Genomic DNA, 24,032 nt, shown 5'->3' on the forward strand with positions numbered 1-24,032 from the left:
GTGGGGCGGCAGGTCCAGCGAAAAATCGAAACGGGTTTGATCGCTTTCGAGGGTCGTTCGCCCGCATGGTTGAGATTTATTTTATAATGGCATATTGATGTTTCCAATATAAGCAAAATGGAGTTTTCATATTGTATATCTTAAAGAAAGGGACTGTTGTAAAGCATGGGACAGTCAGCTCGCTCCTGCCTTCAATTTTAGAAAAAGGAATCCAGCCTAGGGCTCACGCCCATAAATACAGAAGTCAGAGCGAGATCGGGCCTATCGCGAGAAGGGGAGTTTATGTAGGTGGTTTGCTGGCTTATAATGCGGCATATTTGAGCTTTGCTGATATTGCGAAGCAGCTTGAAAAAGAGCAAGTAGGTAATAATAAAGGTGCTGTTCCAGTAGTTCTTGAAATTGAATTAGGGGAGGATTGCCCGATCGTGGGTGATGAAGATTTTATTATGCTGAAAGAACGAGATTCAAAGGGGGAGCTTGGTCCGGAATATAAAGAAGAATTTGAAAGGCGAATGGTTGAGGATTCTTTGGCTGTCTGGGAGGACTACCGAACAGCGGCTATAGTCAGGGAAGGTGGGATTCCGGCTGGCTGGATTAAGAGAGTAGAATTTCCGGAAGTGAAGAGGGTTGTTACGGAAAGGATGGAGTTGGAGGCAAATCTTTTCGCTCTTGCGTGTTACTCACATCGTAATGAGCTTAAAGAAAATGCAACAGTCGACGCTATTTTGAGCTGTAGTGGTTCTATTGTTCTTTCCGGCTCGGCTAGTCCACGTGATGTTATGTATCGCCTGAATAGTTTTTCGGTATATAAAGATGAAAATAAGCGGACTGATTACATAGTCGGATTTCACAGTCTTGTAGGGGTGCAGCTCGATAGATTGGGAGTTCCGCAGATTTCTTAATTATTGTGGCTTACTACGCTCGCCAAACGAAATGCCTAGGCACCCAGGCGGAGGCGGCGATTGGTTAGCGCGGCGCGCGGTTGGATTAGCGTGACAATTTGCTGGATCACCGGCTCGCCCGCAAACGGTGGCGTTCCTACAGGTCGCGAGCGATGGTGGGTAGGGCGCGGAGCATGGCGAGCATGCATTACCTGGTCTGCGACCAGGCCAGCCCAAGTGCGTCGGCGAACGGTTACCAACGGCCTCGAATTCGCTTGCCCAGCTACATCACCCATCTTCGCCCTGAGTGTAGGTGCCGGGGTAGATGGTCATCGATGGCACGTCGAGGGCGGCACTCAAATAGGTTCGGTCTTGATAAGGCCCACGAGCAACAGGTAATAAATTCTCGGCGTGCGCATCATACCAAGGGGTGAAGCTCGCTGTTTTCCTCAGTGAGTTGAGTGGTTTAGACAGTGAGCCGAATAGGTGGCATTATCGGCTCAAGCGGCGAGCCGAATAGATCTGCTAATCGGCTCACAGATGAGCAAGACCATGAACGAACCCCTCTGGATCTGGCAGCAGACCGATTGGCCACACTTCTCTTGGCAAGCCAAACCGCTTGCCCCGCTGCTGCGCGCCTGCACCCAGGCGCAAGGCCGCTTGCTCGGCATGCTCGGTGCCGTCGGCAGTGATACCGAAGTGCAGAGCAGCCTGGATGCCATGCTGCAGAACATCGTGACCTCATCGGCTATTGAGGGCGAGCAGCTGAATGTCTGTTCGGTGCGCTCATCCCTGGCGCGGCGCTTGGGGTTAAGCGAGGAGGCCCGCACCACGGCGCGCTCAGAAGGCCTGGCGGAACTGCTGCTGGATGCCACCCGCGCACATCAGCAGCCGCTAGATCTGCAGCGACTGCACAAGTGGCATGGCTGGCTGTTCCCCAGTGATGACGATAACTTGCTGGCCCGGCCGCTGCGCATTGGTGCGTTGCGTGGCGAAGAGGTCATGCAGGTGGTTTCAGGGCGCATCGACCGGCCTACCGTGCATTTTGAAGCACCGCCACGCGCAGGGTTGGAAGAGCAACTGGCCAACTTCCTCGCCTGGTTCGAACGCAGCCTAGGTGATGACAGTCTCGACCCCTTGTTACGCGCCGGGATTGCCCATTTCTGGTTCGTCACCCTGCATCCCTTCGATGACGGCAACGGTCGTCTGACGCGCGCCATCACCGACTTGGCGTTGGCCCAGGGCGAGCAACAGTCCATTCGTTTCTACGCCATGTCGGCCAGCATCCTCGACGATCGCGCCGGCTATTACCGCATCCTCGAAACCAGTCAGAAAGGCACCCTGGATATCACGGCCTGGCTGCACTGGTTCCTCGGCACGCTGCTCAAGAGCCTGGAACAAGCGCTTGCGCGCATAGACCGCGTTTTGGCCAAGGCACGCTTCTGGCAGGCCCACCGTGGCCAAGCCTTGTCTGCCGAGCAAATCAAGGTGCTCAACCGCCTACTTGATGGCAATGAACGCGGATTTGAAGAGGGTATCAGTGCTGCCCAATACCAGGCCGTGGCGAAGGTTTCCAAAGCCACGGCCACCCGCCACCTGAGCGACCTGCTTGAAAAAGGTTGCCTCATGCGACTGCCTGGCAGTGGGCGGAGTACCCGCTATCAGATTAATTGCGGTGCGGCGAATCTAGGCGCAGATACATGAAGAGGAATGGCTTGAGCGCGGCGTCGACGACTGTTTCGGTCAGACTTGGTGACTTGATCAGGTAGAGCTGCGGATTCGTGCAGCGCCAGGTTCGTATTCCGAACCAAGTCTGAAATCAAGGAATCACCACCTGGTTCGGAATCCGAACTCACCCTGCACAGTACATACAATACAAGTATTAGTATTTAGTCCTGTACCGCGCGCAGGTGACAAAAGCTTAGACCGAACCGAACGGCACCTCTAAGAGGGGCCTGTTCGGTTCGGTCTGGTTTGTATTAAAAGCGGTACTAAAAAGCGCTGTACTGGAAGCGTTTGTGTGTATTTTAAAAGCGGTATTAAAAGCGTTAAGAGCGTATTGAAAGCAGGGCCAGAGCTTCTGGACGCGAACCCTGAGAGCCCGCTGCGTTGGCCAGCCATCTGCAGTAGGAGATGTTACTCAGCCCTAGCCCTGGACGCCGTTTGTAGCGCAGCCGTCTGGCGTTTCGGACTGGCTCCCCGTTTACGCCTGGGCTCTTCCACATGCTGGCTAATCGGCTTGATGGGTTTATGGCGCAACGAGCCGAGCGTCATCGCTAACCCGAACGGTTTGAGAATGCCATTAAGGGTATTGATCGTTGGATTCCCTCTGTCGTTCTCCAGCGTGGACAGGGTCTTTGTCGTCAGCTTGCACATCTTGGCGAATGAGTCCTGATCTAGCCCAGTGATCTCTAGACGCAAACGTCGAATCGATGTTCCGAGGCTTTCTTCACCCGATGCGCTCTTGAGCTGGATGTCTTCGATGAGTTGCTGGCGGTCCATTGGCGTGAGGTTTTTCATAGCAAGCCCCACTCCCTCAGGCGAGCATCCAGATTGTTGAGGGGGATCGACTGTGCGAGCCGAATTTCTTCCGGCATGTCTTTCAAGAGCCCGGGAAGAGCTCTGAATTCCTTGGCTGCCCCCCGCAGCCGGGCGAATAAATGGCCAGGGTCGATGTACTCCCCGAACAGCGCGCACACCGCGGGCCAGTCCGGCGCGCCAAGTCGCTCGTTCTCCCATTTCGTCACACGCGTTACGCCCTCGGGGTCCAGCACCATAGGGGCCAGATCGTAGATCGGCGCGAGCTTGAAGCGCCCTTCATGCCGGAAAATAGAGGTGTTGCGACCATGGTTATCGGAGTTGCCCAGGATGCGGTTGAGCAAGTCGCGACGTATGTATTCAAACAACAGGTCCGCGGTTTCGTCGGCCTGGTCGTTGGCGAGCCAAAGCTCAAGCAGGCGATGCACGACATCCTCATGGCGCATCTTCGATCCCGGTTCCGTGTTGTTGCAGATCGAATAAATGGATTCCATCGGGATTCGCTCGACGCACCCATTCGGCAGCACACGGCGGTCGAAGCGTGGCATCCATAGGCTTGGTTTCTCCGCCTCCTCAAGAGCCAGCCCATCGGTAGGAATGGTGTCCAATCCGAGCGTTGAGATCGCGCGGTAATAGTGGTACTCGGCTCGTAGGATGTTCTTATCGCGCTCGGTGATTTTGTTTCGAGCGAACTTCACAAGCCAGTGCCGACGTACCTGGTGGTCGGGCAGGACTGCATCGGCGTGAAAACCGCCATCAAGATCCTCGGTCATCAGCAGCTTGGGGGCTTCACCTTGAGCGCCCGTTGCGCCGCCGATGGCTGCGCCGAGTTCGTAGGCGTACTCGAGGAAGTCATTCGTTCGATCGATGATTTCCCGGCGCGGGAAGGCGAAAGTCCGGCTGGTGTCGATCAGCTCGAACGACTCTTTCACCCGCATGTGGCCGATGGGTGCCGGCGTGCAACGCTTCAGCAGAAAGAGATCCAGGTCCACGTCCTTCGGCTTTTCGCCTGCGAAACGCTTTTCCAGCGACTTTCGCGCTGCACCGGCGGGAATAATGTCGTAAATGAATGCGGGAAAGCCTGGGGTTCGAGTGCTCGTCCAGTTAACGGGCACATTGACGCTGACCGCAGGATCGAGGGCCGAGTCGATACAGTCCAGGAAGTGGATCAGGTAGTCCGGGGTGTAGGCTGTCGAGCAAGCACTCTCTCTTACCTTCGTGGGGTTATCCACGGTAATCACTAGGGCATCGTGCCACAGGCCGTTAACAAAGGTCTGGATCGTCAGCTGTTCGGGCATGGTGAGGTAACCAGAAATTTAATACTAGAAATCCTAGCCAAGCAGCAGATTTCAAGCAATATATTTCTAGATTTTCTTGATATCGGCATTTAACTAGAACTTTAGTTCCAGTTGAGTCTGGTGAGTGAGGCTTGCTATTAGTCCTGTGACTTCTACTGCACACCGCCCATACAAAACGCCGCCCAGTCATTCATCAGCGCCCGGCGCTTCTCCAGCAGATCGGAGCGCGAGTAGGCGGCTTCGGTCTGGTTGCGCTCGTCGTGGGCTAAGGCCAGCTCGCAGACTTCACGTGGGTAGTGGGTGCACTCGTTGGCCCAGTCACCAAAGCTCGAGCCAAAGCCGTGGCGGGTGTAGGTCAGAACCCTCATGGCTGCTGGGTTTCAGCGACATTTTGGCTTTTCGTGGACATAAAAAAGCCGGCTTGTGGCCGGCTTTTCTTCGGTGCTTTGGCTTATTTTTGGTAAGCCGCAGCAGCCTTGATGATTTCGGCGCGGGCCGCTTCAGCGTCGCCCCAGCCTTCAACCTTGACCCATTTGCCCTTCTCGAGATCCTTGTAGTTCTCGAAGAAGTGCTTGATCTGCTCGATCAACAGCGGGGGCAGGTCGGTGTATTCCTTAACGTCGTTGTACAGCTGGGTCAGCTTCTCGTGCGGGACGGCGATCAGTTTGGCGTCGCCACCGGCTTCGTCGGTCATGTTCAGCACGCCGACCGGACGGCAGCGGATGACGGAGCCTGGAGCGACCGGGTAGGGGGTCACGACCAGCACGTCGAGGGGGTCGCCGTCGTCCGCCAGGGTGTGCGGGATGAAGCCGTAGTTGGCCGGGTAGAACATCGGGGTGGCCATGAAGCGGTCAACGAACAGGCAATCAGTGTCGTGATCGATTTCATATTTGATCGGCGCGTGGTTGGCCGGGATTTCGATGGCGACGTAGATGTCGTTCGGCAGGTCTTTGCCGGCCGGAAGTTTGCTGTAGCTCATGGGTGATGGCTCCGTGGGCGGCCGGTTTCTGGCCTGGGGGCGAAAAAAGTGGCGGGATTATAGGGACATTCCCAGCCATCGACCACCGCTATGCGCTCAGCTGTCGTTCGATTGTTGGTAGTCCGGGTGCCGAGCCTGCAGTTCTTTTAGGCGCGCCAGCGGGTCCTGGCGGTAGAACAGCGCAAGCTGGCGATATACCGCCGGGAAGGCTTGATGCAGCAAATCCGGGGCGGTGAAGAAATATTCGCTGGTCACCGCAAAGAATTCCGCCGGATTTTCAGCAGCGTAGGGATCAATGGGCGTTTCGGCGTGCGGGTTGGCATCCAGCGTGGCGTTGAGGCTGTCGTAGGCGCTTTGCATGGCCTGGGCCCAGTCCTGCAAGCGCATGTCGCGGTGCAGGGGCGGCAGGCCGTTGGCACCACCATTGAGCATGTCCAGCTTGTGTGCCAGCTCGTGGATTACCAGGTTGTAGCCTTCCCAGCCGCCGCTTTCCTGCACGCCGGGCCAGGCGAGAATGACCGGACCTTGCTGCCAGGCCTCGCCGCTGCGAGCGTCTTCGTATTCATGCACGACGCCGCTGCCGTCGCGGTGTTTTTGCGGGCTGACAAAATCATCGGGATACAGCACCAGCTCGTGGAACCCCTGGTACCAGTTCAGCTCGGGCAGCGCCAGCAAGGGCAGTTGGGCCTGGGCGGCCAGTCGCAGGCGAGCGAAGGCGTCCAGTTCGACGCCCGGCAGGGCGGTGAGTCGCTTGGCATGCAGAAACAGGATGCAGCGTTCGCGCAAACGCTCCAGTGCAGGGGTATCGAGACCGTCCAGCAGGGGCAGGCTGTCGAGAACGGCCTGCCACACGCTGGGCTCGATTGGGGAGCGGGCGAGGACGCGCCGCCGCCGCCAGGCGCGAAAAGACCACATGACAAGGCCTCCAATGGGGGGAACTCACCATAATCGTCCGCGCAGGGGCTGGGCAAGCGGCTCACAGCAGGGCGCTTTTTCGAGGATCAGGCGGGCGGGGCGGAGAGGCATCAGAGCGGAGAGCCAAGCCCCGCGTGCCGGGTCTGGCGATTGGCAGGGCTTGCTCCCACAAACCGGATCAACCGGTAAAAAGAACGACCCCGCTTCGTGGGCAAGGCCGTGCTCCCGCCCTGAAATCGTGAAATCGCCGGGGCGGGAGCGGGCGCAAGATTATCAGGTAGAACTGGCCGGTCAATTTCCATTATCGAACGAGCGTTTGATAACTGAGCGTTCTAGCCGCACTGACCCGCCCGCTCTGGGACGGGGCATAGCACACACCTCCGTCGCGGCGCCTTGTTTACGAGGCGGCGTTTGGTTGGATTGCTGGCCACATCGGGGTGCTATCGCATGCTTACGGTGCCCGCAACCTTGCCGTGCCTCTTGGCCTGCGGCGCGTCGCCGCATTAGAGTGATGCGGTGCACAGGAGTTTTTATGCAGCTTGATCTTGCTACCGGTTGGTTTACCGACCTGCGTCATTGCCCGTCACCTAACTTCAATGCCCGTCCGGCTGGGGAGATTTCTCTGCTGGTGATTCATAACATCAGCCTGCCACCCGGCCAGTTCGGTACCGGCAAGGTGCAGCAATTCTTTCAGAACTGTCTGGCCGGCGATGAACACCCCTATTTCGCGGATATCTGCCAGTTGCAGGTGTCGGCGCATTTTCTGATCGAGCGCGACGGCGTGATCACGCAGTTTGTCTCCTGCCTGGCGCGGGCCTGGCACGCGGGTGTTTCCTGCTTTGCGGGGCGGGAGAACTGCAATGACTTCTCCCTGGGTATCGAGCTGGAAGGGACTGACGAGCAGCCTTACAGCGATGCGCAGTACGAGGCGTTGGTGGCGCTGGTGGCCTGCTTGCGTGCGGCCTGGCCGGCGATCACCCCGCAACGTGTCTGCGGCCATAGCGATATTGCGCCGGGGCGCAAGACCGATCCCGGTCCGGCGTTTGATTGGCAGCGTTTGCGCGCGTCTCTGGTTACGCAAGGAGCTTCGTCATGAGTTTTCTGGTGTTGCTGTTAGTGGTCTGGCTGGAGAAGTTTTCCTCCTGGCGCCAGCGTATCCAGCGAGATGAGCCCTGGTTGCGGCAATTGGCTAAAGCCGAGGGCAATTCAAGGTTGGTCACCAAACCCTGGCTGACTCTGATTCTGCTGGTTGGCGTGCCCTTGCTGGGCCTGGGTGTGTTGCTGTGGCTGCTCCAACCCTTGGCTTATGGCTGGCTGGCGTTGCCGGTGCATTTGCTGGTGCTGCTTTACAGCCTCGGGCGCGGCGATCTGCAGACGGCACTTGGGCCGTTCCGCGATGCCTGGCGGCGAGAAGACGGCGAAGCGGCGTTGCTGGTCGCCGAGCGGGACATGGGTGTCGTGGCGGAGGATGTCCAGACCCTGCTGACCCGCGTGCAGGACTACGTGGGCTGGCAGGCACATCAAGGATTCTTCGCAGTGATTTTCTGGTATGCCCTGCTAGGCCCACTGGCCGCCTTGGGCTATCGCTTGGTGGCGTTGGTCGCCGAGCGGTCACTGCACCTGGACATGCGTGAACACGCCCAGCAGGTGCGCCACGCCCTGGATTGGCTGCCGGCACGAGCACTGGCGGCGAGCCTCGGGCTGGTTGGCAACTTTGTCGCCCTCAACCGCGTCTTGTTGCCCGAGCTGCTGAACTGGGCACTGCCGATTCCCCGTCTGGTGGGCGACGCCTTCCGGGCGGCGGGTGAATGCCAGGAGCCGCAATTGGGTGAGGCGGGCGTCACCTGTCTGAATAACCTCTGGCAGTTACTAGTGAGGGCGGGCCTATTCTGGTACGCGGTGTTTGCCCTGTGGACCTTGTTGGTCTGATCTATTCCGCTTTGCTTGAGGGGTTGAGCGACTCGTCGCAAAGGTCACGAGTGTTTACGTTTAGTTACCCACAGCGAGGACGATATCGTTTATAGATAAGGCAAGTTGCCACTGCGCTTGACAGCGAGGGTGAGGCTGTTGAGTTGCAAGGTACGGTGACCAATAAAAAGGAATAATAATAAAAGAGGTGCGTGATGAAGACGCTGCTGTCCCCTGCCATGGCACTGATGAACCGGCTGAGCTTTGCCAAGAAATTCGGCCTGATCAGTGTGGTGTTCTTCCTGCCCATTCTGGTTACCAGCTTCTATCTGTTGCGCGATGCCTATGAGCAGTTCATACGCACCGAGGCGGCGCGTACGAGCCTTTCTCTGCTAGGTGACAGCCTGGCCGTGCGGCGTGAGTTGGGCGATCTCAAGGATCTGTTGATCATCCGCGCTCGGTCACCACAAACCGATCGCCAAGCCCTGGACACACGTATTGCCAGCTTGCAGGACGGCCTGCTGACGCGCTTGCAGGGTTTGGCGGCGCCGCTGCTTGACGACCGTCAGCGCGAAGCCATTGAGCAGGCGCGCAATGACCTGTTGCACCGTTTGCAAAGCATTCTTGCGGAAACCTCTCACGCTAACCAGGCGGCCATGGTTGAGCGACTGCACGGCGAGGCCCAAGTGTTCGTCAGTCTGGTGGGTGGTGAGAGCGGTCTGAGCCAGGACCCCGAACGTACCGTACGCCAGCAGATCGAGTTGTTTACCCGTGCCACGCCAAAGGTGCTTGACCTGATCAGTCAGGTGCGGGCCATTGGCTCCAGCGCCCTGGGTCAGGGGGCGCTGACGTCTGCCGACAGTAACCGCCTGGATGAATTGCTGACGGGAATGGATCAACTGCGGGGTGAATACGCGCTGAGTCTGGATGCTGTGCTGCGTGACGATGAGGCCGCTGAACGCCTTGCCGAGCCGGCGCGACGTAGTCAGGGCAGCCTGGCGCGTGTCAGCGAGTTGCTCGATGAACAACTGATACTGGCCGACACTCTGGATGCGCCCTGGTTGCAGTTCCATGATCAGATCAGCCAGGCGCTGGCACTCACCCATGGGCTCGAGGATGCCACCCTTGCGGTGCTCGACGCTGCGCTGGGCGAGCGCCGCGATGCTCAGCGCAAGCAGATGATTCTGCTGGTTGGCGCCATGCTGGCGGTGGTGCTGCTGATCGCGTACCTGTACGCCGCCTTCTTTGTTTCCATTCGCACCACCCTGAAATCCCTTGGCCGCACCATGAAGCATGTGGCGGCCGGCGACCTGACCGTCGAGTGCCGTGTCGACAGTCGCGACGAGCTGGCCGAGCTGGGCAAGGTATTCAATGCCAGCGTGGCGCAAATTCGTGTGCTGATTGAGCGCGTCGGGCAAACCGTGGGCGAGGTGGATAACCAGGCGCGACGTGTAGAGGCGATTTCCGCCCAGAGCCATCAGGCGGTCACCGAACAACGCAGCCGTATCGAGCAAGTGGCGACCGCAATGAACGAGATGTCCGCCACCGCCCAGGAAGTCGCGCGCAGCGCCGCTGCGGCAGCGGTCAGCGCACAGGGTGCGAATGAAGAAACCGAGGGTGGGCGCACGTTGGTAGGCACCCAGGTCTCCGGCATCCAGGGATTGGCCGGCGACCTTGAACGTTCGGTGGACGTGATCAACCGGCTGGCGGGTGACAGTCAGGCCATCGGCCAGGTATTGGACGTGATCAAGACCGTCGCCGAACAGACCAATCTTTTGGCCCTCAACGCCGCCATCGAGGCTGCACGGGCTGGCGAGCAAGGGCGCGGTTTTGCCGTGGTGGCTGAGGAAGTGCGCAATCTGGCCCAGCGTACCCAGCAGTCCACAGCGGAAATCGAGCAGATGATTGCCCGCTTGCACCAGGGCGTGGGCGCGGCGGTAGAGGTCATGCACTCCAGCCACCAGCAGGCCGACACCACGGTCAGTCATGCCGGGGCGGTCCAGCAGGCGCTGGACAATATCCTCGCCGCGGTCGGCAACATCGTCGACCAGAACCAGCAGATCGCCACGGCAGTGGAGCAGCAGACCGTGGTCGCCCATGACATCGATCAGAACATCGTGCAGATCAGCCAGGCCGGAGAACTGACCTCGGCGGGTGCCAGTGAAACTGCCGAGGCCAGCCGCGAGCTGTCTGGCTCGGTGGCGCGCTTGCAGCAATTGATCGGGGCGTTCCGCGTTTGATCACAGACCTTTGGGGAATCGCTGAGTAATCGGTAGGCCTAGCGCCAGCCAAACAGGGTGCAGCTGTTGCGGTAGCTCGCCGCCGCCAGATCTTCTGGCGTAACGCCTTTGATGCGTGCCAGTTCCGCGCAGATTTGCGGCAGGTATTCGGGGCTGTTGCGCTGGCCTGGATGGCTGGCGGGGGCGATGTCCGGGGCATCGGTTTCCAGCACGATGGCGTCCAGCGGCAATTGCGCAAGCACCTTGTGCATGCGCTGTGCCTGGGGCCAGGTGCCGGCGCCGCCCAGGCCAACATAAAAGCCCAGCTTCTGGTATTCATGTGCCTCCTCGTAACTGCCGCTGAACGCATGGGCGATGCCACCGCGCGCGGGGCGCAGGCGTTTGAGCGTGGCGATAACATCGGCATGGGCGCGTCGCACGTGCAGCAGAACCGGTAACTCGAACTCCATCGCCAATTTCAGCTGAACCTCGAACAACGCCTGCTGGGCCGGCTTGTCCGGCTGCTCGACGTAGTAATCCAGGCCGATTTCGCCGATGGCGCACAGTTTGTCGTGGCCGGCCAGGCGCTGCAGCCAGTCGCGCAACTGGGTCAGGTGTTCGGGACGATGGCGGTCGAGAAAGGCGGGGTGCAAGCCCAGGCTGGCATACAGGCCTGGCTCGACGCTCACCAGATCCCACAAACGCTGCCAGTGCGCCTGGTAAACGCCGATCAGCACCTGCCGCTCGACGCCCAAGGCCCGACTACGGGCCAGCACGGCGGGGCGGTCGGCGTCGAAGTCGGGGAAGTCGAGATGGTTGTGGGTGTCGATCAGGAGCATGAACCAGGAGACCTGTGGTGATATACGAAAGGGGACGGCCTCGCCCGCTGCGAGGTGATGGGATGCAGATACGCCCGTCGCGCTGGATACTCCGCCGCCCTATGCTGTTGCGACTCGGTGGCCGCTCGGCTTTGGCGCGAGGCAGTGCGTGGATAGCCTAAACGAAGAGATTAGCGGTTCGCCAATCACCGCCCGTGTTTGCGCGTTAATAGCTCTTTGATATGCCTGGCCTTTACAATGCAAGCATGACTCATCTCCCCACGCCCTCATGAATACCCCCGCGCTGCAAGGCAGCGTTTACCTTGTCGACGACGATGCGTTCATTCTGCAAGTGCATGCCGATCTGCTGCGTTCAATCGGCTTGAATGTGCACTTGTTTACCTCGTCGCGGGCCTTCCTGAACGAGTATGTCTCCTTGCCCTGTGAATGCATTTTGTCGGACCTGCGCATGCCCGAGGTGGGTGGTTTGCAGTTGCAGACAGAGCTGCTGGAGCGTGGCGTAGACACGCCCATCATTTTTATTACCGGCCACGCCGATGTAGCGACTGCCGTCGAGGCGATGCGCCGGGGGGCGTTCGATTATGTGGAAAAACCGGTGCATGGTCAGCAGTTGCTGGATCGCGTAAACGCCGCGTTGGAGCTCAGTCGCGAGCGGCACCGTGAGCGTTTGCAGCGGCAGGCTCGCGATGCGCGCCTGGCTCTGCTGACGGCGCAGGAGCGCAAAATCGTGCAGTGGGTGGTGCAAGGCCATTCCAGTCGCGAAATTGCGGCGTTGGCGAACCTGAGCGTGCGCACCGTGGAGAATCATCGGGCACGAATCATGGACAAACTGCACGTCGGCTCGGTCGTTGAGCTGGTTCGCCTGTTGCTCTGACCGGTCAGCCGAAGGGGTAGTTTCTCTCGGAAGCATTGAGTAGTTCTACTCATGCTGGCACACCGCCATACACGCACAATTCCGCGTTTGCGAATAGCTGTGGAGTTGAGCGGTCATGCGACATCCGAATGCGGCACGGGTCCTGGCACTGGCCAACGTCATTCTCTGTGGATTGTTGGCCGCGTCATGGTGGTGGGGCGTGGCGTGGGGTGTTCTGGTCCTGCTGTTGCTGGTTGTAGTTCAGGGACCATCGGCTACCGACACGCAGGCAACCCACGTCGACGCTGTTGCCCAAACCCCGACGCTGCAGCCCCACGAAGGCTTGCGGGCGCTCGTGGCGGGTGTCCTACCTCTGTGGGGGCAGCACCTGACACTGGCTCGCGGTCAGGTCGGCGAAGCCATTACAGGGTTGTCGTCCGGCTTCGCCGAGTTGAGCCAGCGCCTGGGCACCAGTGCGGCGCAAAACGGACACGAGCAGAGCGGCCGCGCAATTGAAACCATTCAGCGTGCCGAAGAGGGCCTGCACACCATCACCGATGCATTGCTGCAGACCCAGCAGTACCGCGGCCTTCTCCTGGCTGAAATTGATCGTATCGCCAGCCACACCCACGAACTCAGCCGCATGGCCGACCAGGTCGGCAAGATCGCCGACCAGACCAACCTGCTGGCGCTCAATGCAGCCATCGAGGCGGCGCGAGCCGGCGAGGCTGGGCGTGGCTTTTCAGTGGTTGCCGACGAGGTGCGCAAGCTCTCCAGCGAGTCCGGGCAGACCGGCAAGCTGATCCGCGAAACGGTGGACACCGTCACCGAGGTGATCCACAAGGCGCAGAACATCTCCGCGTCCTTCGCCACCCGTGAGCAAAGCCTCGTCCAGGAATCGCAACAGCTGGTCGAGCACATCGTGCACGACTTCAACGAGACCGCGACGATGCTGCAGGGCTCGCTGCAGCAACTGCATCAGGAGCGGTATGACCTGGAGCGCGAGATCAACCAACTGGTGGTGCACCTGCAGTTCCAGGACCGCGTCGACCAGATCATGGGCCACGTCAGCGACGACATGCAGCGCCTCGAACAGGCCAGCGGAGCCGATCTACCCGATGTCGCAGAGTGGCTGCAACGGCTCAGTGGCACCTACACGACACTTGAGCAGCGCGCGCTGCACGAGGGCCGCAACGCAACGTCGGCCGGCGCTGCTTCTTCCGTTACTTTCTTTTGAGGGAAACAAGCATGAGCAAAACGATTCTGGTCATCGACGACTCGGCCAGCATGCGTCAGATGGTCGGCCTGACCCTGCGTGGCGCCGGCTACACCGTTGTCGAAGCGCAGGATGGCAAGGACGCGCTGAGCAAGCTGGACGGTCGCAAATACAACCTCATCGTTTCCGACGTGAACATGCCCAACATGGACGGCATCAGTTTCGTCAAGGCGGCCAAGCAACTGGCTGCCTACAAGTTCACCCCGGTGATCATGCTCACCACCGAGGGCAGCGACGACAAGAAACACGAAGGCAAGGCCGCCGGCGTGCGCGCCTGGATCACCAAGCCGTTCCAGCCGCCGATGTTGCTCGATGCTGTCTCCAAGCTGGTGATCTGAGCCCATGCCCGTACTGCCGACCTCTCCGGACACAACGCTGCACCTGGGCGGGGCTTTCACCATCGAGCGCGCTGCTGAACTGCAGGCGCTGCTGCTGCACGAGCTGCAGCAAAGAACGCCCCAGGCCATCAACCTGGAAGGTATCAGCGAAATAGATTGTGCCGGCCTGCAATTGCTGCTGGCGCTACGGCGCCAGTTGCCATCCGTTCGACTGATCGCACCAAGCCCCGCCCTTCAGCAGATGTTTGCTCGGCTGCGGCTCAACTCTCTGCTGGATAACTGAGGAAGCCCATGGATATGCAAGCCGTGCGTAGCGTGCTGCTGGAAGAGGCACGCGAACTGCTGGCCGAGATGGAGCAGGCGCTGCTGGCAATCGAGACCCAGGGAGCCGATAGCGAGCGCATCAACGCTATTTTTCGCGCGGCCCATACGCTCAAAGGTTCGTCGGGCATGTTCAATCTGCAGCTGGTGGTCGACTTCACCCACCTGATGGAGAACCTGCTGGTTAACGTGCGCACGGGCGAGCAGCCCATTGACGGGCCGCTGGTGTCGCTGTTGTTGAATTGTGGCGATTACCTGAGCCGGCTGTTCGACAAGGTTGCCCAGGGACGCGAGGATGAAGACCCCGACCCGGCCGTGCGTGCCATGCTGTGCGCAGCGTTGAGCGCGTACCTCGATGCGGCGCCTGAAGTGGCTCCTGGCCCGGCAGCAACTCCGTCTTCCACTAGCGGCACGCATTGGCGCATCACCCTGAGACCGCAGGCCCAGGTGTTCGCCCATGGCCTGGACCCTATACCGTTCGTTCACTACCTGGCCGACATGGGCGAGGTGCTCGACGTGCAGGTTCTGCAGGATGACTTGCCCCCGCTGGCCGAGCTGGACCCGGAGCGTTGCCACCTGGGCTTTGTGCTTGAGCTGAGAGCCGATGTGGAGCGCAGCGCCCTCGAACAGGCGCTGGAGTTCATTGAGCAGGATTGCGAGATTCTGATCGAGGCCTTGCCCACCGCCGTTGGCGACGTGCTGAGCGAAGACAAGGTGAGCACGCTCACCGAGCCAGCCGAGCGCAGCGGTGTGATGAACCCTGCGGAAACCAGCCGGGCCCGGGCTGCGGAGCAGGTCTTCATCAAGGTCGACGCTCGCAAACTCGACGAGTTGATCAATGCCGTCGGTGAGCTGGTGATCCGCAATTCAGCGTGCAACAACCATCCTGCAATCCGCCAGGATGCGGAGCTGGGTGAACTACTCGAGGATGTGGGTCACCTGGTCGAGCAGATCCGCGACCGCGCCCTGAACTTGCGCATGGTGCCCATCGGCGAAGTGTTCCAGCGCTTCCCGCGAGTGGTGCGCGACGTCTGCAATGAACTGGGCAAGCGTATCGAGCTGAAAGTCAGCGGCGCCGAGACCGAGCTGGACAAATCCATGGTCGAGAAGCTGAACGATCCGTTGCTGCACATCGTGCGCAATGCGATGGACCATGGCATCGAGTCCGTCGAGGAACGTCTGGCCGCCGGCAAGCCCGCACAGGGCACCCTGGCGCTCAACGCCTATCACCAGTCCGGCACAGTCGTCATTGAGATCAGCGACGACGGACGCGGCCTGGACACGGATCGCATCCTGAAAAAAGCGCGGGAACGCGGGCTGGTGGAGCCAGACGCGCAGTTGACCGAGCGCGACATCTTCAACCTTATCTTTGCGCCGGGGTTTTCCACGGCGGACAAGGTCAGTGACCTGTCTGGGCGCGGTGTGGGCATGGACGTGGTGCGCCAGAACATCGAGCAGCTGCGCGGCACCGTGGAGATCCAGAGCACCCGCGGAAAGGGGTCGACCTTCCGCATCCAGTTGCCGCTGACGCTCGCCATCATCGACGGCTTCCAGGTGGCCGTGGGGGACGACTACTTCGTCTTGCCGTTGAACCTGGTCGTTGAGTGCCTGGAGTTTAGTGAACAGACGAATGAGGTGGTCAACCTGCGCGGCCAGCCTTTGCCCTACCTGCACCTGGCCGATCGTTTTGGCATCGCTCGAAAGCCTGCCGCCCGCGAGTGCCTGGTTGTGGTTCAGAGCGGCGAGCACCGTGCCGGCATTGTGGTGGACCGCTTCGTGGGTGAAATCCAGGCGGTCATCAAGCCCCTTGGCAACCTGCTCAGAGGCATGCGGGGCTTCAGCGGTTCAACGATTCTCGGCGACGGCAGCGTCGCCCTGCTTCTCGACATCCCGGCGCTGGTCAGCAGCGCCGTCTGACGGGCATCCCCGTCGCTCATTTTTTTCGATTTCAAGCTTGAGGCGTAACGATGAATTGGTTCATGAAACTCAGTCTGGCTAAAAAGTTGCTCAGCGCATTCTTTACCCTGGCGCTGATTGCTGCGGGAATGGGCCTTTACAGCCTGAGTAACCTCATCTCGGTCGGCAATTCGCTGCACCGGATGTATGAGAACAACTTGGTGGCGACCTCGAAAGCGCAAATCGCCTTTCGCGAATACCTGGTCTACAGCCGTACCGCACTTCGCTTCTTGACCCAGGAAGGCGAGGAGCGTGAAAACAACATTCAGCGGGCCATTGAATACCGCCAGCTTTCCCAGGCTGCTTTCGACGATTACCGCAAAACGGCGGTGACCAAAGAGGAGAACGTCATCGCAGACAAGATCCAGAAGGGGCTGAATGCCTACATCGAGGGGGTGCAGGACGCGGTGAGACTGGCCCGGCAAGGGCGTAGCTTAGACGGATTGCAGCTGTTGAACGGATCACTGCGCGCGGTAAACCACCAAATCGAAACCGACTTTGGTGCGCTGGTTGGCGAGATGCTGCAACAAGGCGCGGCCGCCGATCAGAGTGCTCGGGATACCGTGGCTTCGATGAAGATCGTCATGGCTATTCTCATTGCGCTGGCCACCCTGTTCGCGATCGGCTTCGGCCTGTTCCTGACCCGTATCGTCGTGCGCCAGATCGGCGGCGAACCGGACTATGCCCGTGACGTGGTGAGTCGCATCGCCGATGGCGACCTGACGGTAAAGGTGAATGTGCGCAAGGGCGACGAAGACAGCCTGCTGGCCGCCATGAGCGGCATGGTGCAGCGCCTGACCGACGTTATTGGCCAAGTTACGTCATCCGCCGATTCGCTGGCCTCCGCGTCCGAGCAGGTGTCTGCTTCTTCCGGAACCCTGAGCCAAAACGCCACCGAGCAGGCGTCCAGCGTCGAAGAGATCAGCGCATCCATCGAGGAAACCGCTGCCACCGTCACCCAAAACGCCGAGAATGCGGGCCTTACCGACAGCATGGCCACGCAGTCCGCCACGTCCGCCAAAGAAGGTGGCAATGCGGTACGCGAGACGGTCGATGCCATGAAGTCCATCGCGGACAAGATCAGCATCATCGACGACATCGCCTACCAGACCAACCTGTTGGCGCTGAATGCGGCCATCGAGGCGGCACGTGCCGGCGACCATGGCAAGGGCTTCGCTGTGGTGGCGGCCGAGGTGCGCAAGCTGGCCGAGCGCTCCCAGGTGGCTGCACAGGAAATCGGTGCACTGGCCGGCTCCAGCGTGAGGATGTCCGAGCGTGCCGGCACCTTGCTGGAAGAGATGCTGCCCTCGATCGGCCGCACCGCTGACCTGGTCAAGGAAATCGCCGCTGCGTCTCAGGAGCAGCGTTCGGGTATCGATCAGATCAATGGCGCCATCGTCGAGCTTTCCAAGACCACCCAGGCCAACGCTTCGGCCTCTGAAGAGCTCTCCGCCACCGCTGAAGAAATGAGCAGTCAGGCCCTGCAGCTGCAGAGCGTTATGCAGTTCTTCACCACGGAACAGCGTAGCGAGCGTGTGCCGACCGCAGCGCGCAGCGCGCGCCCAGTGGCCAAGCGTGGCGTCTCCAAGACCGTTGCGGTGACGGATACCGTCGACGAAAAACTCTTCGTTAATTTTTGAGGTGTTCCATGGCCGAGTCCGAGGAAAATCTCGAATTGGTACGTCAGTACCTGATGTTCAATCTGGGCGGTGAGACCTATGGCGTGGGGATTCACGCTATCCGCGAAATCATTGAATACCCGGGTGTGACAGCGATTCCGCTGGCGCCTCGCTTCATGCATGGGGTGATCAATCTGCGCGGCGCGGTGGTGCCGGTGCTGGACCTGTCGGTGCGCTTTGATCGCGCACCCACCGGCATCAATCGTCGCACCTGCATCGTGGTGGTGGAGGTGGCGCAGGGCGACACCCTGCACATGCTGGGTGTGCTGGTCGATGGCGTGACCGAGGTGCGTGAAGTGGAACCGGCCGAAGTGGAGCGCAAGCCGCAGTTCGGTATTGGTCTGCGCAATGACTTCGTCATCGGCATGCTGCGTCGCGAACAGGGCTTCATACCAATCCTCGATATCGCCTCGGTGCTGTCCATGGCCGAGCTGGAAGCGCTCATCGAAGCAGGCGCAGACCCTGCCGGCGCAGCTACGGCTGCTGATTAGGGGATATGTCCATGCTGTCGCTCAGCCCCGCGTCTTTGCGCAGGATCCAGGAATGGGTCTACGAAACCGCTGGCATTGTCATCAATGCGCAAAAAAGCGCGATGGTGGTAAGCCGGCTATGGCGCCGGGTAGAGGCGCTGGGGCTGGATGATTTCGAGGCCTACCTCGCTTACGTGTTCAGTGCTGAAGGTACGGCGGAGCGCAGCGAAATGCTCGATCGCCTGACCACTAACGAAACCTACTTTTTCCGTGAGCCGGCGCATTTCGCCCGGCTCAAGAACCAGATACTGCCCAGCCTCAAGGAGCGCCCGACCAGGATCTGGTGCGCGGCGGCTTCAACCGGGGAGGAACCTTATAGCCTGGCGATGGTGCTCGCCGACCAGTTGGGCCTGGACGGCTGGCAGCTGGTGGCCAGCGATATTTGTGGCCGCGCTCTGAGCCAGGCAAGTCGTGGGCTGTATCGCATGGAACGCCTGGAGCTGCTGCCGGTGGAGTACCTCAAGCGCTATTGCCGGCGTGGCACGGGGGCTTATCAGGGCATGATGATGGTGGATCGGGAACTGCGCGAGCGGGTGCGCTTTGAGCAGCATAACCTGCTGCATTCCTGGCCCGAGGCTGGAGGCTTCGATGTGATTTTTCTGCGTAACGTTCTGATTTATTTCGACCAGCCGACGCGTCAACGGGTGATCGACAACCTCTGCGCAGCGTTGCGTCCAGGCGGGTGGTTGATCACCGGGCATTGCGAGTCCCTGGCCGGCATTCGTTTGCCGCTGCAGCAACTAGCGCCGTCGGTGTATCGAAACACTGAACAGCGCGCGGTGCACAGGGTGTCGGCATGATCAAGGTCATGATCGTCGACGATTCGGCGGTGGTGCGCTCGTTGTTGCGTGAGCAACTGGAGGCAGAACCGGACATCGACGTGATTGGTGTCGCACCTGATCCGCTGTTCGCGTTCCAGAAGCTGCGCACCCTGCGTCCCGATGTGCTGGTTGTTGATGTGGAAATGCCGCGCATGGACGGGCTGACCTTTTTGCGTCAGCTGATGCTGGAGGACCCTATCCCCACCATTGTGTTTTCCTCCCTGGCCGAACAAGGCTCGGCGGTGGCGCTGGATGCCATGGATGCCGGCGCGGTGGCGATCCTGTGCAAGCCTGGGGCAGGGGTGAGTCAGTTCCTTCAGGAGCAGCGCGCGCAACTGGTGCAGACGGTGCGTCAGGCAGCGTCCAGCCGCATGCGCAGGATAGGCCGCACGATGAAAGCCGAGGCGCGTAGCGTTGCACCGCTGGCCAATGTCGCTGCACTGGGCCGCACCACCGATGCCATCGTTGCGATCGGAACCTCAACGGGTGGAACCCGGGCGCTGGAGTTTCTCCTCAAGCAACTGCCCAAGGACTGCACGGGGTTGGTGATCGTCCAGCACATGCCGGCCAACTTCACCCGGCAGTTCGCCCAGCGGCTCAATGCCGGCTGTGAAATAGACGTTCGTGAGGCCCAGGATGGCGATCGCGTCATGCCGGGGCGGGCCCTTATCGCGCCGGGCGGCTTGCACCTGAGCGTGCGCCGCAATGGTGCGCAATACCAGGTAACGGTGCAGGATGGCCCGCCGGTGTCGCGGCATAAACCTTCGGTGGACGTCCTGTTCCGTTCGATTGCCAAGGCAGCGGGAAGTAACGCACTCGGTGTCATTATGACGGGCATGGGCGATGATGGCGCCCGTGGGTTGAAGGCCATGCGCGATGCCGGAGCCTTTACCGTGGCTCAAGACGAAGAGAGCTGCGTGGTGTTTGGCATGCCCAAGGAGGCCATCCGCCTTGGCGGGGTCGCGCAGATTTGTAGCCTGGACGAGATACCCGAGCGAATCGCCCATTTTGGGCAGAGAGTATGAAATCAACGGAACGATCTATGTGTGCAGCGTTGCCCGAACTCCCCGATGCCGTCCGGCAGCGAAAGGGACTTATCGTCGAAGACAGCCCCTTCCAGCGTGAACTGCTTGGCGCATTGCTGAGGGAGTTTGGAATCGCTAACGTTCAGCAGGTTGCCGATGGGGACGCTGCGTTAGCGCTTTTGCGCGAGTGCCGCGATGAATTGCCGCTGCTGCTGATCGATCTGGAAATGCCGGTCATGAATGGCATTGAGCTGCTGCAGCGCTTGATTGAGGAACATATTCTCGCCGAAGTGCTGATCATCAGTGGGCGTGAGGAAGCGCTGATTTCTACCGTTGAGGGCATGCTGCAGGCGGCGGATATGCCGTTGCTGGGTAGCTTGCAAAAGCCCATCGTGGGGCAGGACCTGCACCGGCTGCTATCCACCGCGGGCGAGAGACGAGCTGGCTCAAGGCGCCGTGTCTTGTCACGGCGCTCGCCGGACGAGGCCGAACTCGATGTGGCGATTGAGCGGGGCTTCATCCACCCTTTTTACCAGCCCAAGGTGCACTTGCAGAGCGGGCGCGTGACGGGGTACGAGGTGCTGGCGCGTTGGGTGGAGCCTGACGGCGAATTGATTCACCCGGCCGACTTCATTCCTCTGGCAACGGGCTGCGGATTGCTCGGCAAATTGACGTTCAGCCTTGTGGAGCAGGTTCTGCAAGATCTGTTGGGACTGACGGATGACTCGATCAGCATGGCGCTCAATGTCGATATCAGTCTCCTGGCCGACCGCCATTTTGCTGATGAGCTGATCCATCGGGTGGCTGCGGCCGGCTGCCAGCCGAGCCAACTGGTGCTGGAAGTGACCGAGAGTGCCTTGATGAACGATCCGATGCTCACCCTGGCTTCGGTGGGTCGCTTGCGTCTGGCAGGTTTTGGTCTTTCGATCGACGACTATGGCACTGGATTTTCCACCTTACGCCAGCTTTCGCGTTTGCCCTTTACCGAACTCAAAATCGATCATGCCTTTATCCGCGAGGCGCACAAGAACCAGCGAGCGCGGGCTATTTTGTGCTCAGCCATCGAGATGGGGCACAAGCTTGGTTTGCCCTGTGTTGCCGAAGGTATCGAGCACCCTGAAGATCTTTTGTTGCTGGAATCACTCGACTGTCATTCCGGCCAGGGCTACTTTTTTTCACGCCCGATGCCAGGCGAGCAGCTGGCTGGCTGGCATCAGCGGCATGCGGGGCTCACGTCACTTGCGCAGTGGATTGACGGGTGAAGCAGGGTACAAGGTGTTCCTGGCTGCTCGCTCCGGCAGGCGCGTGCCTGCTACTGGTACTGATCACCCTAGCGACCCTGCAGGCGGTGGAGGGCAAGTTCGGCGACTGTGATGCCGCGCAGTTACGCGAAAAGGTACGCGTATTCGCAGTGGACGAGGCCGGCAACCGGCGCCCACTGGGCACGGTAGGCTATGCCGAGAATCAGCTCGACTACAGCAGTGCTCCCCAGACAGGCGCAACGCTATGGCTGGACGAACTCGAGCTGGGCCTGCATGTAGAGCACGATTTGCAGTTGTTGCGCGACACGCATCGGCTTGCCCGAAACCTGATACTGACACTCTGCGCCGTGGCCATTGCTTTGGTGATCTGGCTGACGTTGTGGACGCGGCGAAACCGCAAGCATCTCGCTGAGCGCGAGGTGCTCTATCACCAGGTACTCAACCATCTGCCTCTGATGGTGCGCATTCGTGGCCTGACGGGCCAGGTGAAGTTCGAGAACCGGGCGACCTTGAAGTCTGAGGAGGTTGCCCGATGGGGTAGCCTCAACCTGTCGGACATTAACCCCGGCAACGAGCTACCCCCATTAACGCGTGTTCTCTGGCAGATACAGCGAGACACGCTGCACTCAGAAGCTCCTCAAACACGGCATTTTGAAACCGGCGAGGTGGAGCATCCTGATTTCAGAGCCTACCGGCTGATTTCATTTCCGATTCATGACACGAATGGCCAACCACGAGCCTTGGGCAGCCTGGCCATCGATGAGACTGAGCAGGCACGTGTACGGCACGCGTTGGCGAGCTTGGCCACTGATCTCGACAGGCAGGTCCAGGAGCGAACCGCCGAGCTGATGGAGGCCAAGGAGCAAGCCGAGACCGCTACGCAGGCCAAGGCCAATTTCCTGGCGAACATGAGCCACGAGATTCGTTCGCCCCTCAACGCAGTGGTGGGACTCACGCACCTGGCCCGGCGCGCAAACTCTGAGTTCAAGGTGAACACCTATCTGGACAAGATCATCAAATCGGCAGAGCACTTGCAGAACGTGGTCGGCGATATCCTCGACTTCAGCAAGCTGGAGGCCGGAGAAATGCAGGCCGAGCGGGTGGAATTCTCCCTGCAGCGTCTGCTGGACAGCGCGGTGGACATCGTGTGGGAGCGTGCCAGGGACAAGCCGCTGCAGCTCGTTGTAGATGTGGACCCGCAATTGCCAGGGCTGTTCTTTGGCGACCCGCTGCGCATTGTGCAGATACTGATCAACTTCATGGACAACGCGATCAAGTTCACCGAGCGCGGCAGCATCACGTTGCGAGTGCGCCAGCAAGAACAGGGGGAGGGTCACTGCCGGCTGTGTTTCGAGGTGCAAGACAGCGGCATCGGCATCCCTGCCGACCGGCTGGATGAGATGTTGAAGCCCTTTCAGCAACTGGATGACTCCACGACCCGCCGCTACGGCGGCACAGGTTTGGGGCTGGCCATCAGCGCGCAGTTGGTGACCCTGTTGGGTGGGCAGTTGGTGATCCGCAGTGAGCTAGGGGCTGGCAGCTTGTTCGGGTTTCTGCTCACCCTAGAAATTGCACCTGGAACGCCCCTAGTGCCGGAAGAAGACTATGGCGATGTGCTCACTATGCCATCCGTGCGGGGCCGGCACGTTCTGCTAGTCGAGGATGACCCGCTGAATCGCGAGGTCGCGGGTGAACTGTTAGCGGCACTGGAGCTGCGGGTCACCTCGGTGGTAAACGGCGCCGAGGCCTTGCGGCAACTGGCAAGTGACCCGAGCATCGATCTGGTTCTATTGGACATCCAAATGCCTGTTATGGATGGACTGGAAACCATACGCAGGTTGCGCCCCGGCCATCCGGATCTCCCCGTCATCGCCATGACCGCCAACAACCTCAGCGGCGACCGCGAACGCTGCTTGCAAGCGGGCATGAGCGACTACCTGGCCAAACCCATCGACCCGCAACACCTCGAGTCCGTGCTCGAGCGCTGGCTGGGCCGACGATCACAACAGACCCTCGCTCTGCGCGTTCCTATCCCGGCCGAGGGGGGATTACCCGCCATTCCAGGCCTCGAGCAGCATGCCGCACTGGGACGTCTGCTCAACAATCATGAGTTGTACCGCAGTCTGCTGCACCGCTTTGTCGATGATCACGCGGATGTGGCGGACAAGCTCTACGCCAACCTGACTCAACAGCAATTCGCGGACGCGCAGGAATCGCTGCATCGATTCAAGTCAATGGCCGCCACTCTAGGCGCTGAGCGCTTGCAGGAACTCAGCGTGGATCTGGAGCTGTGCCTGCAGGAAGGGCGTGCCTGGGGCGGGATGTATGAGCGTTTCGTTGCTGAATTCGACCGATTGTTGAAGGCGATCAAGGCTGGGCTGGCCTCTTGAGGGC

21 protein-coding genes and 2 pseudogenes are annotated in these 24,032 nt (G+C 60.1%); 17 read left to right on the top strand and 6 right to left on the bottom strand.

Annotated features, from left to right (window positions below):
* The first annotated feature begins 131 nt into the window (after window positions 1–131).
* Both H9642_RS03185 and H9642_RS03190 read left to right on the top strand, forming a co-directional pair.
* Window positions 132–902 carry a hypothetical protein gene (locus tag H9642_RS03185; protein WP_251834949.1) on the top strand — a complete coding sequence of 257 codons (771 nt, stop codon included), beginning with the start codon at window positions 132–134 and terminating at the stop codon, window positions 900–902.
* Between the two features lie 531 nt (window positions 903–1,433).
* Window positions 1,434–2,585 carry a Fic family protein gene (locus H9642_RS03190; protein ID WP_251834950.1) on the top strand — a complete coding sequence of 384 codons (1,152 nt, stop codon included), beginning with the start codon at window positions 1,434–1,436 and terminating at the stop codon, window positions 2,583–2,585.
* A 432-nt stretch (window positions 2,586–3,017) separates the two neighbouring features.
* On the opposite strand, the gene H9642_RS03195 is transcribed toward H9642_RS03190, so the two are convergent.
* The 5 genes and pseudogenes from H9642_RS03195 to H9642_RS03215 form a co-directional block, all read right to left on the bottom strand.
* Entirely contained in the window at window positions 3,018–3,401 is a 384-nt protein-coding gene (locus tag H9642_RS03195; RefSeq protein ID WP_251834951.1) for a helix-turn-helix transcriptional regulator, read from the bottom strand.
* Window positions 3,398–4,717, bottom strand: coding sequence for a type II toxin-antitoxin system HipA family toxin (locus tag H9642_RS03200; RefSeq protein ID WP_251834952.1), 1,320 nt, complete (start codon window positions 4,715–4,717; stop codon window positions 3,398–3,400). The genes H9642_RS03195 and H9642_RS03200 overlap by 4 nt, the downstream gene beginning before the upstream one ends.
* Window positions 4,718–4,869: 152 nt before the next feature.
* Window positions 4,870–5,067: pseudogene (locus H9642_RS03205) on the bottom strand (integrase); the annotation flags it as partial.
* A 101-nt stretch (window positions 5,068–5,168) separates the two neighbouring features.
* Window positions 5,169–5,696: an inorganic diphosphatase gene (ppa, locus tag H9642_RS03210; RefSeq protein ID WP_251834953.1), complete on the bottom strand. Its 528-nt coding sequence runs from the start codon at window positions 5,694–5,696 to the stop codon at window positions 5,169–5,171.
* Window positions 5,697–5,792: 96 nt separating this feature from the next.
* Entirely contained in the window at window positions 5,793–6,611 is an 819-nt protein-coding gene (locus H9642_RS03215; RefSeq protein ID WP_251834954.1) for a M90 family metallopeptidase, read from the bottom strand.
* 532 nt (window positions 6,612–7,143) lie between these two features.
* On the opposite strand from H9642_RS03215, the gene ampD reads away from it, so the two are divergent.
* The 4 genes and pseudogenes from ampD (at window position 7,144) to H9642_RS18415 (ending at window position 10,759) form a co-directional block, all read left to right on the top strand.
* The gene (gene ampD / locus H9642_RS03220; protein ID WP_251834955.1) at window positions 7,144–7,707 is read left to right on the top strand and encodes a 1,6-anhydro-N-acetylmuramyl-L-alanine amidase AmpD; all 564 of its coding nucleotides are present in this window, start codon (window positions 7,144–7,146) and stop codon (window positions 7,705–7,707) included.
* Window positions 7,704–8,540 carry a regulatory signaling modulator protein AmpE gene (gene ampE, locus H9642_RS03225; protein ID WP_251834956.1) on the top strand — a complete coding sequence of 279 codons (837 nt, stop codon included), beginning with the start codon at window positions 7,704–7,706 and terminating at the stop codon, window positions 8,538–8,540. The genes ampD and ampE overlap by 4 nt, the downstream gene beginning before the upstream one ends.
* A gap of 1,178 nt (window positions 8,541–9,718) precedes the next feature.
* Window positions 9,719–9,901, top strand: a pseudogene (locus H9642_RS18410) (HAMP domain-containing protein); the annotation flags it as partial.
* A 153-nt stretch (window positions 9,902–10,054) separates the two neighbouring features.
* Window positions 10,055–10,759 carry a methyl-accepting chemotaxis protein gene (locus H9642_RS18415; protein WP_433962668.1) on the top strand — a complete coding sequence of 235 codons (705 nt, stop codon included), beginning with the start codon at window positions 10,055–10,057 and terminating at the stop codon, window positions 10,757–10,759.
* 38 nt (window positions 10,760–10,797) lie between these two features.
* Here the strand turns inward: H9642_RS18415 and H9642_RS03235 are convergent, their stop codons facing one another.
* Window positions 10,798–11,577, bottom strand: coding sequence for a TatD family hydrolase (locus H9642_RS03235; protein WP_251834958.1), 780 nt, complete (start codon window positions 11,575–11,577; stop codon window positions 10,798–10,800).
* 268 nt (window positions 11,578–11,845) lie between these two features.
* Here H9642_RS03235 and H9642_RS03240 point away from each other — a divergent pair, with 268 nt between their 5' ends.
* From H9642_RS03240 to H9642_RS18365, 11 genes are all read left to right on the top strand, one after another.
* The gene (locus H9642_RS03240; RefSeq protein ID WP_251834959.1) at window positions 11,846–12,451 is read left to right on the top strand and encodes a response regulator transcription factor; all 606 of its coding nucleotides are present in this window, start codon (window positions 11,846–11,848) and stop codon (window positions 12,449–12,451) included.
* A 115-nt stretch (window positions 12,452–12,566) separates the two neighbouring features.
* The gene (locus tag H9642_RS03245) at window positions 12,567–13,667 is read left to right on the top strand and encodes a methyl-accepting chemotaxis protein (protein ID WP_251834960.1); all 1,101 of its coding nucleotides are present in this window, start codon (window positions 12,567–12,569) and stop codon (window positions 13,665–13,667) included.
* An 11-nt stretch (window positions 13,668–13,678) separates the two neighbouring features.
* Window positions 13,679–14,044 (top strand): response regulator, encoded by a 366-nt coding sequence (locus tag H9642_RS03250; protein ID WP_251834961.1) that lies wholly within the window; start codon window positions 13,679–13,681, stop codon window positions 14,042–14,044.
* A 4-nt stretch (window positions 14,045–14,048) separates the two neighbouring features.
* The gene (locus H9642_RS03255; protein WP_251834962.1) at window positions 14,049–14,327 is read left to right on the top strand and encodes an STAS domain-containing protein; all 279 of its coding nucleotides are present in this window, start codon (window positions 14,049–14,051) and stop codon (window positions 14,325–14,327) included.
* 8 nt (window positions 14,328–14,335) lie between these two features.
* Entirely contained in the window at window positions 14,336–16,282 is a 1,947-nt protein-coding gene (locus H9642_RS03260; RefSeq protein WP_251834963.1) for a chemotaxis protein CheA, read from the top strand.
* Window positions 16,283–16,344: 62 nt separating this feature from the next.
* Window positions 16,345–17,961 (top strand): methyl-accepting chemotaxis protein, encoded by a 1,617-nt coding sequence (locus H9642_RS03265; RefSeq protein ID WP_251834964.1) that lies wholly within the window; start codon window positions 16,345–16,347, stop codon window positions 17,959–17,961.
* Between the two features lie 8 nt (window positions 17,962–17,969).
* Window positions 17,970–18,491 carry a chemotaxis protein CheW gene (locus H9642_RS03270; RefSeq protein WP_251834965.1) on the top strand — a complete coding sequence of 174 codons (522 nt, stop codon included), beginning with the start codon at window positions 17,970–17,972 and terminating at the stop codon, window positions 18,489–18,491.
* Window positions 18,492–18,502: 11 nt separating this feature from the next.
* Complete coding sequence (locus H9642_RS03275; RefSeq protein ID WP_251834966.1) at window positions 18,503–19,330, top strand: CheR family methyltransferase; 828 nt, start codon at window positions 18,503–18,505, stop codon at window positions 19,328–19,330.
* Window positions 19,327–20,376, top strand: coding sequence for a protein-glutamate methylesterase/protein-glutamine glutaminase (locus H9642_RS03280; RefSeq protein ID WP_251834967.1), 1,050 nt, complete (start codon window positions 19,327–19,329; stop codon window positions 20,374–20,376). Before H9642_RS03275 ends, H9642_RS03280 begins: the two co-directional genes overlap by 4 nt.
* 17 nt (window positions 20,377–20,393) lie before the next feature.
* The gene (locus H9642_RS03285) at window positions 20,394–21,638 is read left to right on the top strand and encodes an EAL domain-containing response regulator (protein ID WP_251834968.1); all 1,245 of its coding nucleotides are present in this window, start codon (window positions 20,394–20,396) and stop codon (window positions 21,636–21,638) included.
* Window positions 21,635–24,028 carry a hybrid sensor histidine kinase/response regulator gene (locus tag H9642_RS18365; RefSeq protein ID WP_251834969.1) on the top strand — a complete coding sequence of 798 codons (2,394 nt, stop codon included), beginning with the start codon at window positions 21,635–21,637 and terminating at the stop codon, window positions 24,026–24,028. Before H9642_RS03285 ends, H9642_RS18365 begins: the two co-directional genes overlap by 4 nt.
* Window positions 24,029–24,032 lie beyond the last annotated feature (4 nt).

It is taken from the genome of Serpens gallinarum (assembly GCF_014836765.1).
In the GTDB taxonomy this organism is placed as follows: domain Bacteria; phylum Pseudomonadota; class Gammaproteobacteria; order Pseudomonadales; family Pseudomonadaceae; genus Serpens; species Serpens gallinarum.

What these genes read in the sequence shown, in the direction of transcription:
- H9642_RS03190 (WP_251834950.1), top strand. Translation starts at nt 1,434, where the DNA reads ATGAACGAACCCCTCTGGATCTGGCAGCAGACCGATTGGCCACACTTC.
- H9642_RS03195 (WP_251834951.1), bottom strand. Translation starts at nt 3,401, where the DNA reads ATGAAAAACCTCACGCCAATGGACCGCCAGCAACTCATCGAAGACATC.
- H9642_RS03200 (WP_251834952.1), bottom strand. Translation starts at nt 4,717, where the DNA reads ATGCCCGAACAGCTGACGATCCAGACCTTTGTTAACGGCCTGTGGCAC.
- ppa (WP_251834953.1), bottom strand. Translation starts at nt 5,696, where the DNA reads ATGAGCTACAGCAAACTTCCGGCCGGCAAAGACCTGCCGAACGACATC.
- H9642_RS03215 (WP_251834954.1), bottom strand. Translation starts at nt 6,611, where the DNA reads ATGTGGTCTTTTCGCGCCTGGCGGCGGCGGCGCGTCCTCGCCCGCTCC.
- ampD (WP_251834955.1), top strand. Translation starts at nt 7,144, where the DNA reads ATGCAGCTTGATCTTGCTACCGGTTGGTTTACCGACCTGCGTCATTGC.
- ampE (WP_251834956.1), top strand. Translation starts at nt 7,704, where the DNA reads ATGAGTTTTCTGGTGTTGCTGTTAGTGGTCTGGCTGGAGAAGTTTTCC.
- H9642_RS18415 (WP_433962668.1), top strand. Translation starts at nt 10,055, where the DNA reads ATGTCCGCCACCGCCCAGGAAGTCGCGCGCAGCGCCGCTGCGGCAGCG.
- H9642_RS03235 (WP_251834958.1), bottom strand. Translation starts at nt 11,577, where the DNA reads ATGCTCCTGATCGACACCCACAACCATCTCGACTTCCCCGACTTCGAC.
- H9642_RS03240 (WP_251834959.1), top strand. Translation starts at nt 11,846, where the DNA reads ATGAATACCCCCGCGCTGCAAGGCAGCGTTTACCTTGTCGACGACGAT.
- H9642_RS03245 (WP_251834960.1), top strand. Translation starts at nt 12,567, where the DNA reads ATGCGACATCCGAATGCGGCACGGGTCCTGGCACTGGCCAACGTCATT.
- H9642_RS03250 (WP_251834961.1), top strand. Translation starts at nt 13,679, where the DNA reads ATGAGCAAAACGATTCTGGTCATCGACGACTCGGCCAGCATGCGTCAG.
- H9642_RS03255 (WP_251834962.1), top strand. Translation starts at nt 14,049, where the DNA reads ATGCCCGTACTGCCGACCTCTCCGGACACAACGCTGCACCTGGGCGGG.
- H9642_RS03260 (WP_251834963.1), top strand. Translation starts at nt 14,336, where the DNA reads ATGGATATGCAAGCCGTGCGTAGCGTGCTGCTGGAAGAGGCACGCGAA.
- H9642_RS03265 (WP_251834964.1), top strand. Translation starts at nt 16,345, where the DNA reads ATGAAACTCAGTCTGGCTAAAAAGTTGCTCAGCGCATTCTTTACCCTG.
- H9642_RS03270 (WP_251834965.1), top strand. Translation starts at nt 17,970, where the DNA reads ATGGCCGAGTCCGAGGAAAATCTCGAATTGGTACGTCAGTACCTGATG.
- H9642_RS03275 (WP_251834966.1), top strand. Translation starts at nt 18,503, where the DNA reads ATGCTGTCGCTCAGCCCCGCGTCTTTGCGCAGGATCCAGGAATGGGTC.
- H9642_RS03280 (WP_251834967.1), top strand. Translation starts at nt 19,327, where the DNA reads ATGATCAAGGTCATGATCGTCGACGATTCGGCGGTGGTGCGCTCGTTG.
- H9642_RS03285 (WP_251834968.1), top strand. Translation starts at nt 20,394, where the DNA reads ATGTGTGCAGCGTTGCCCGAACTCCCCGATGCCGTCCGGCAGCGAAAG.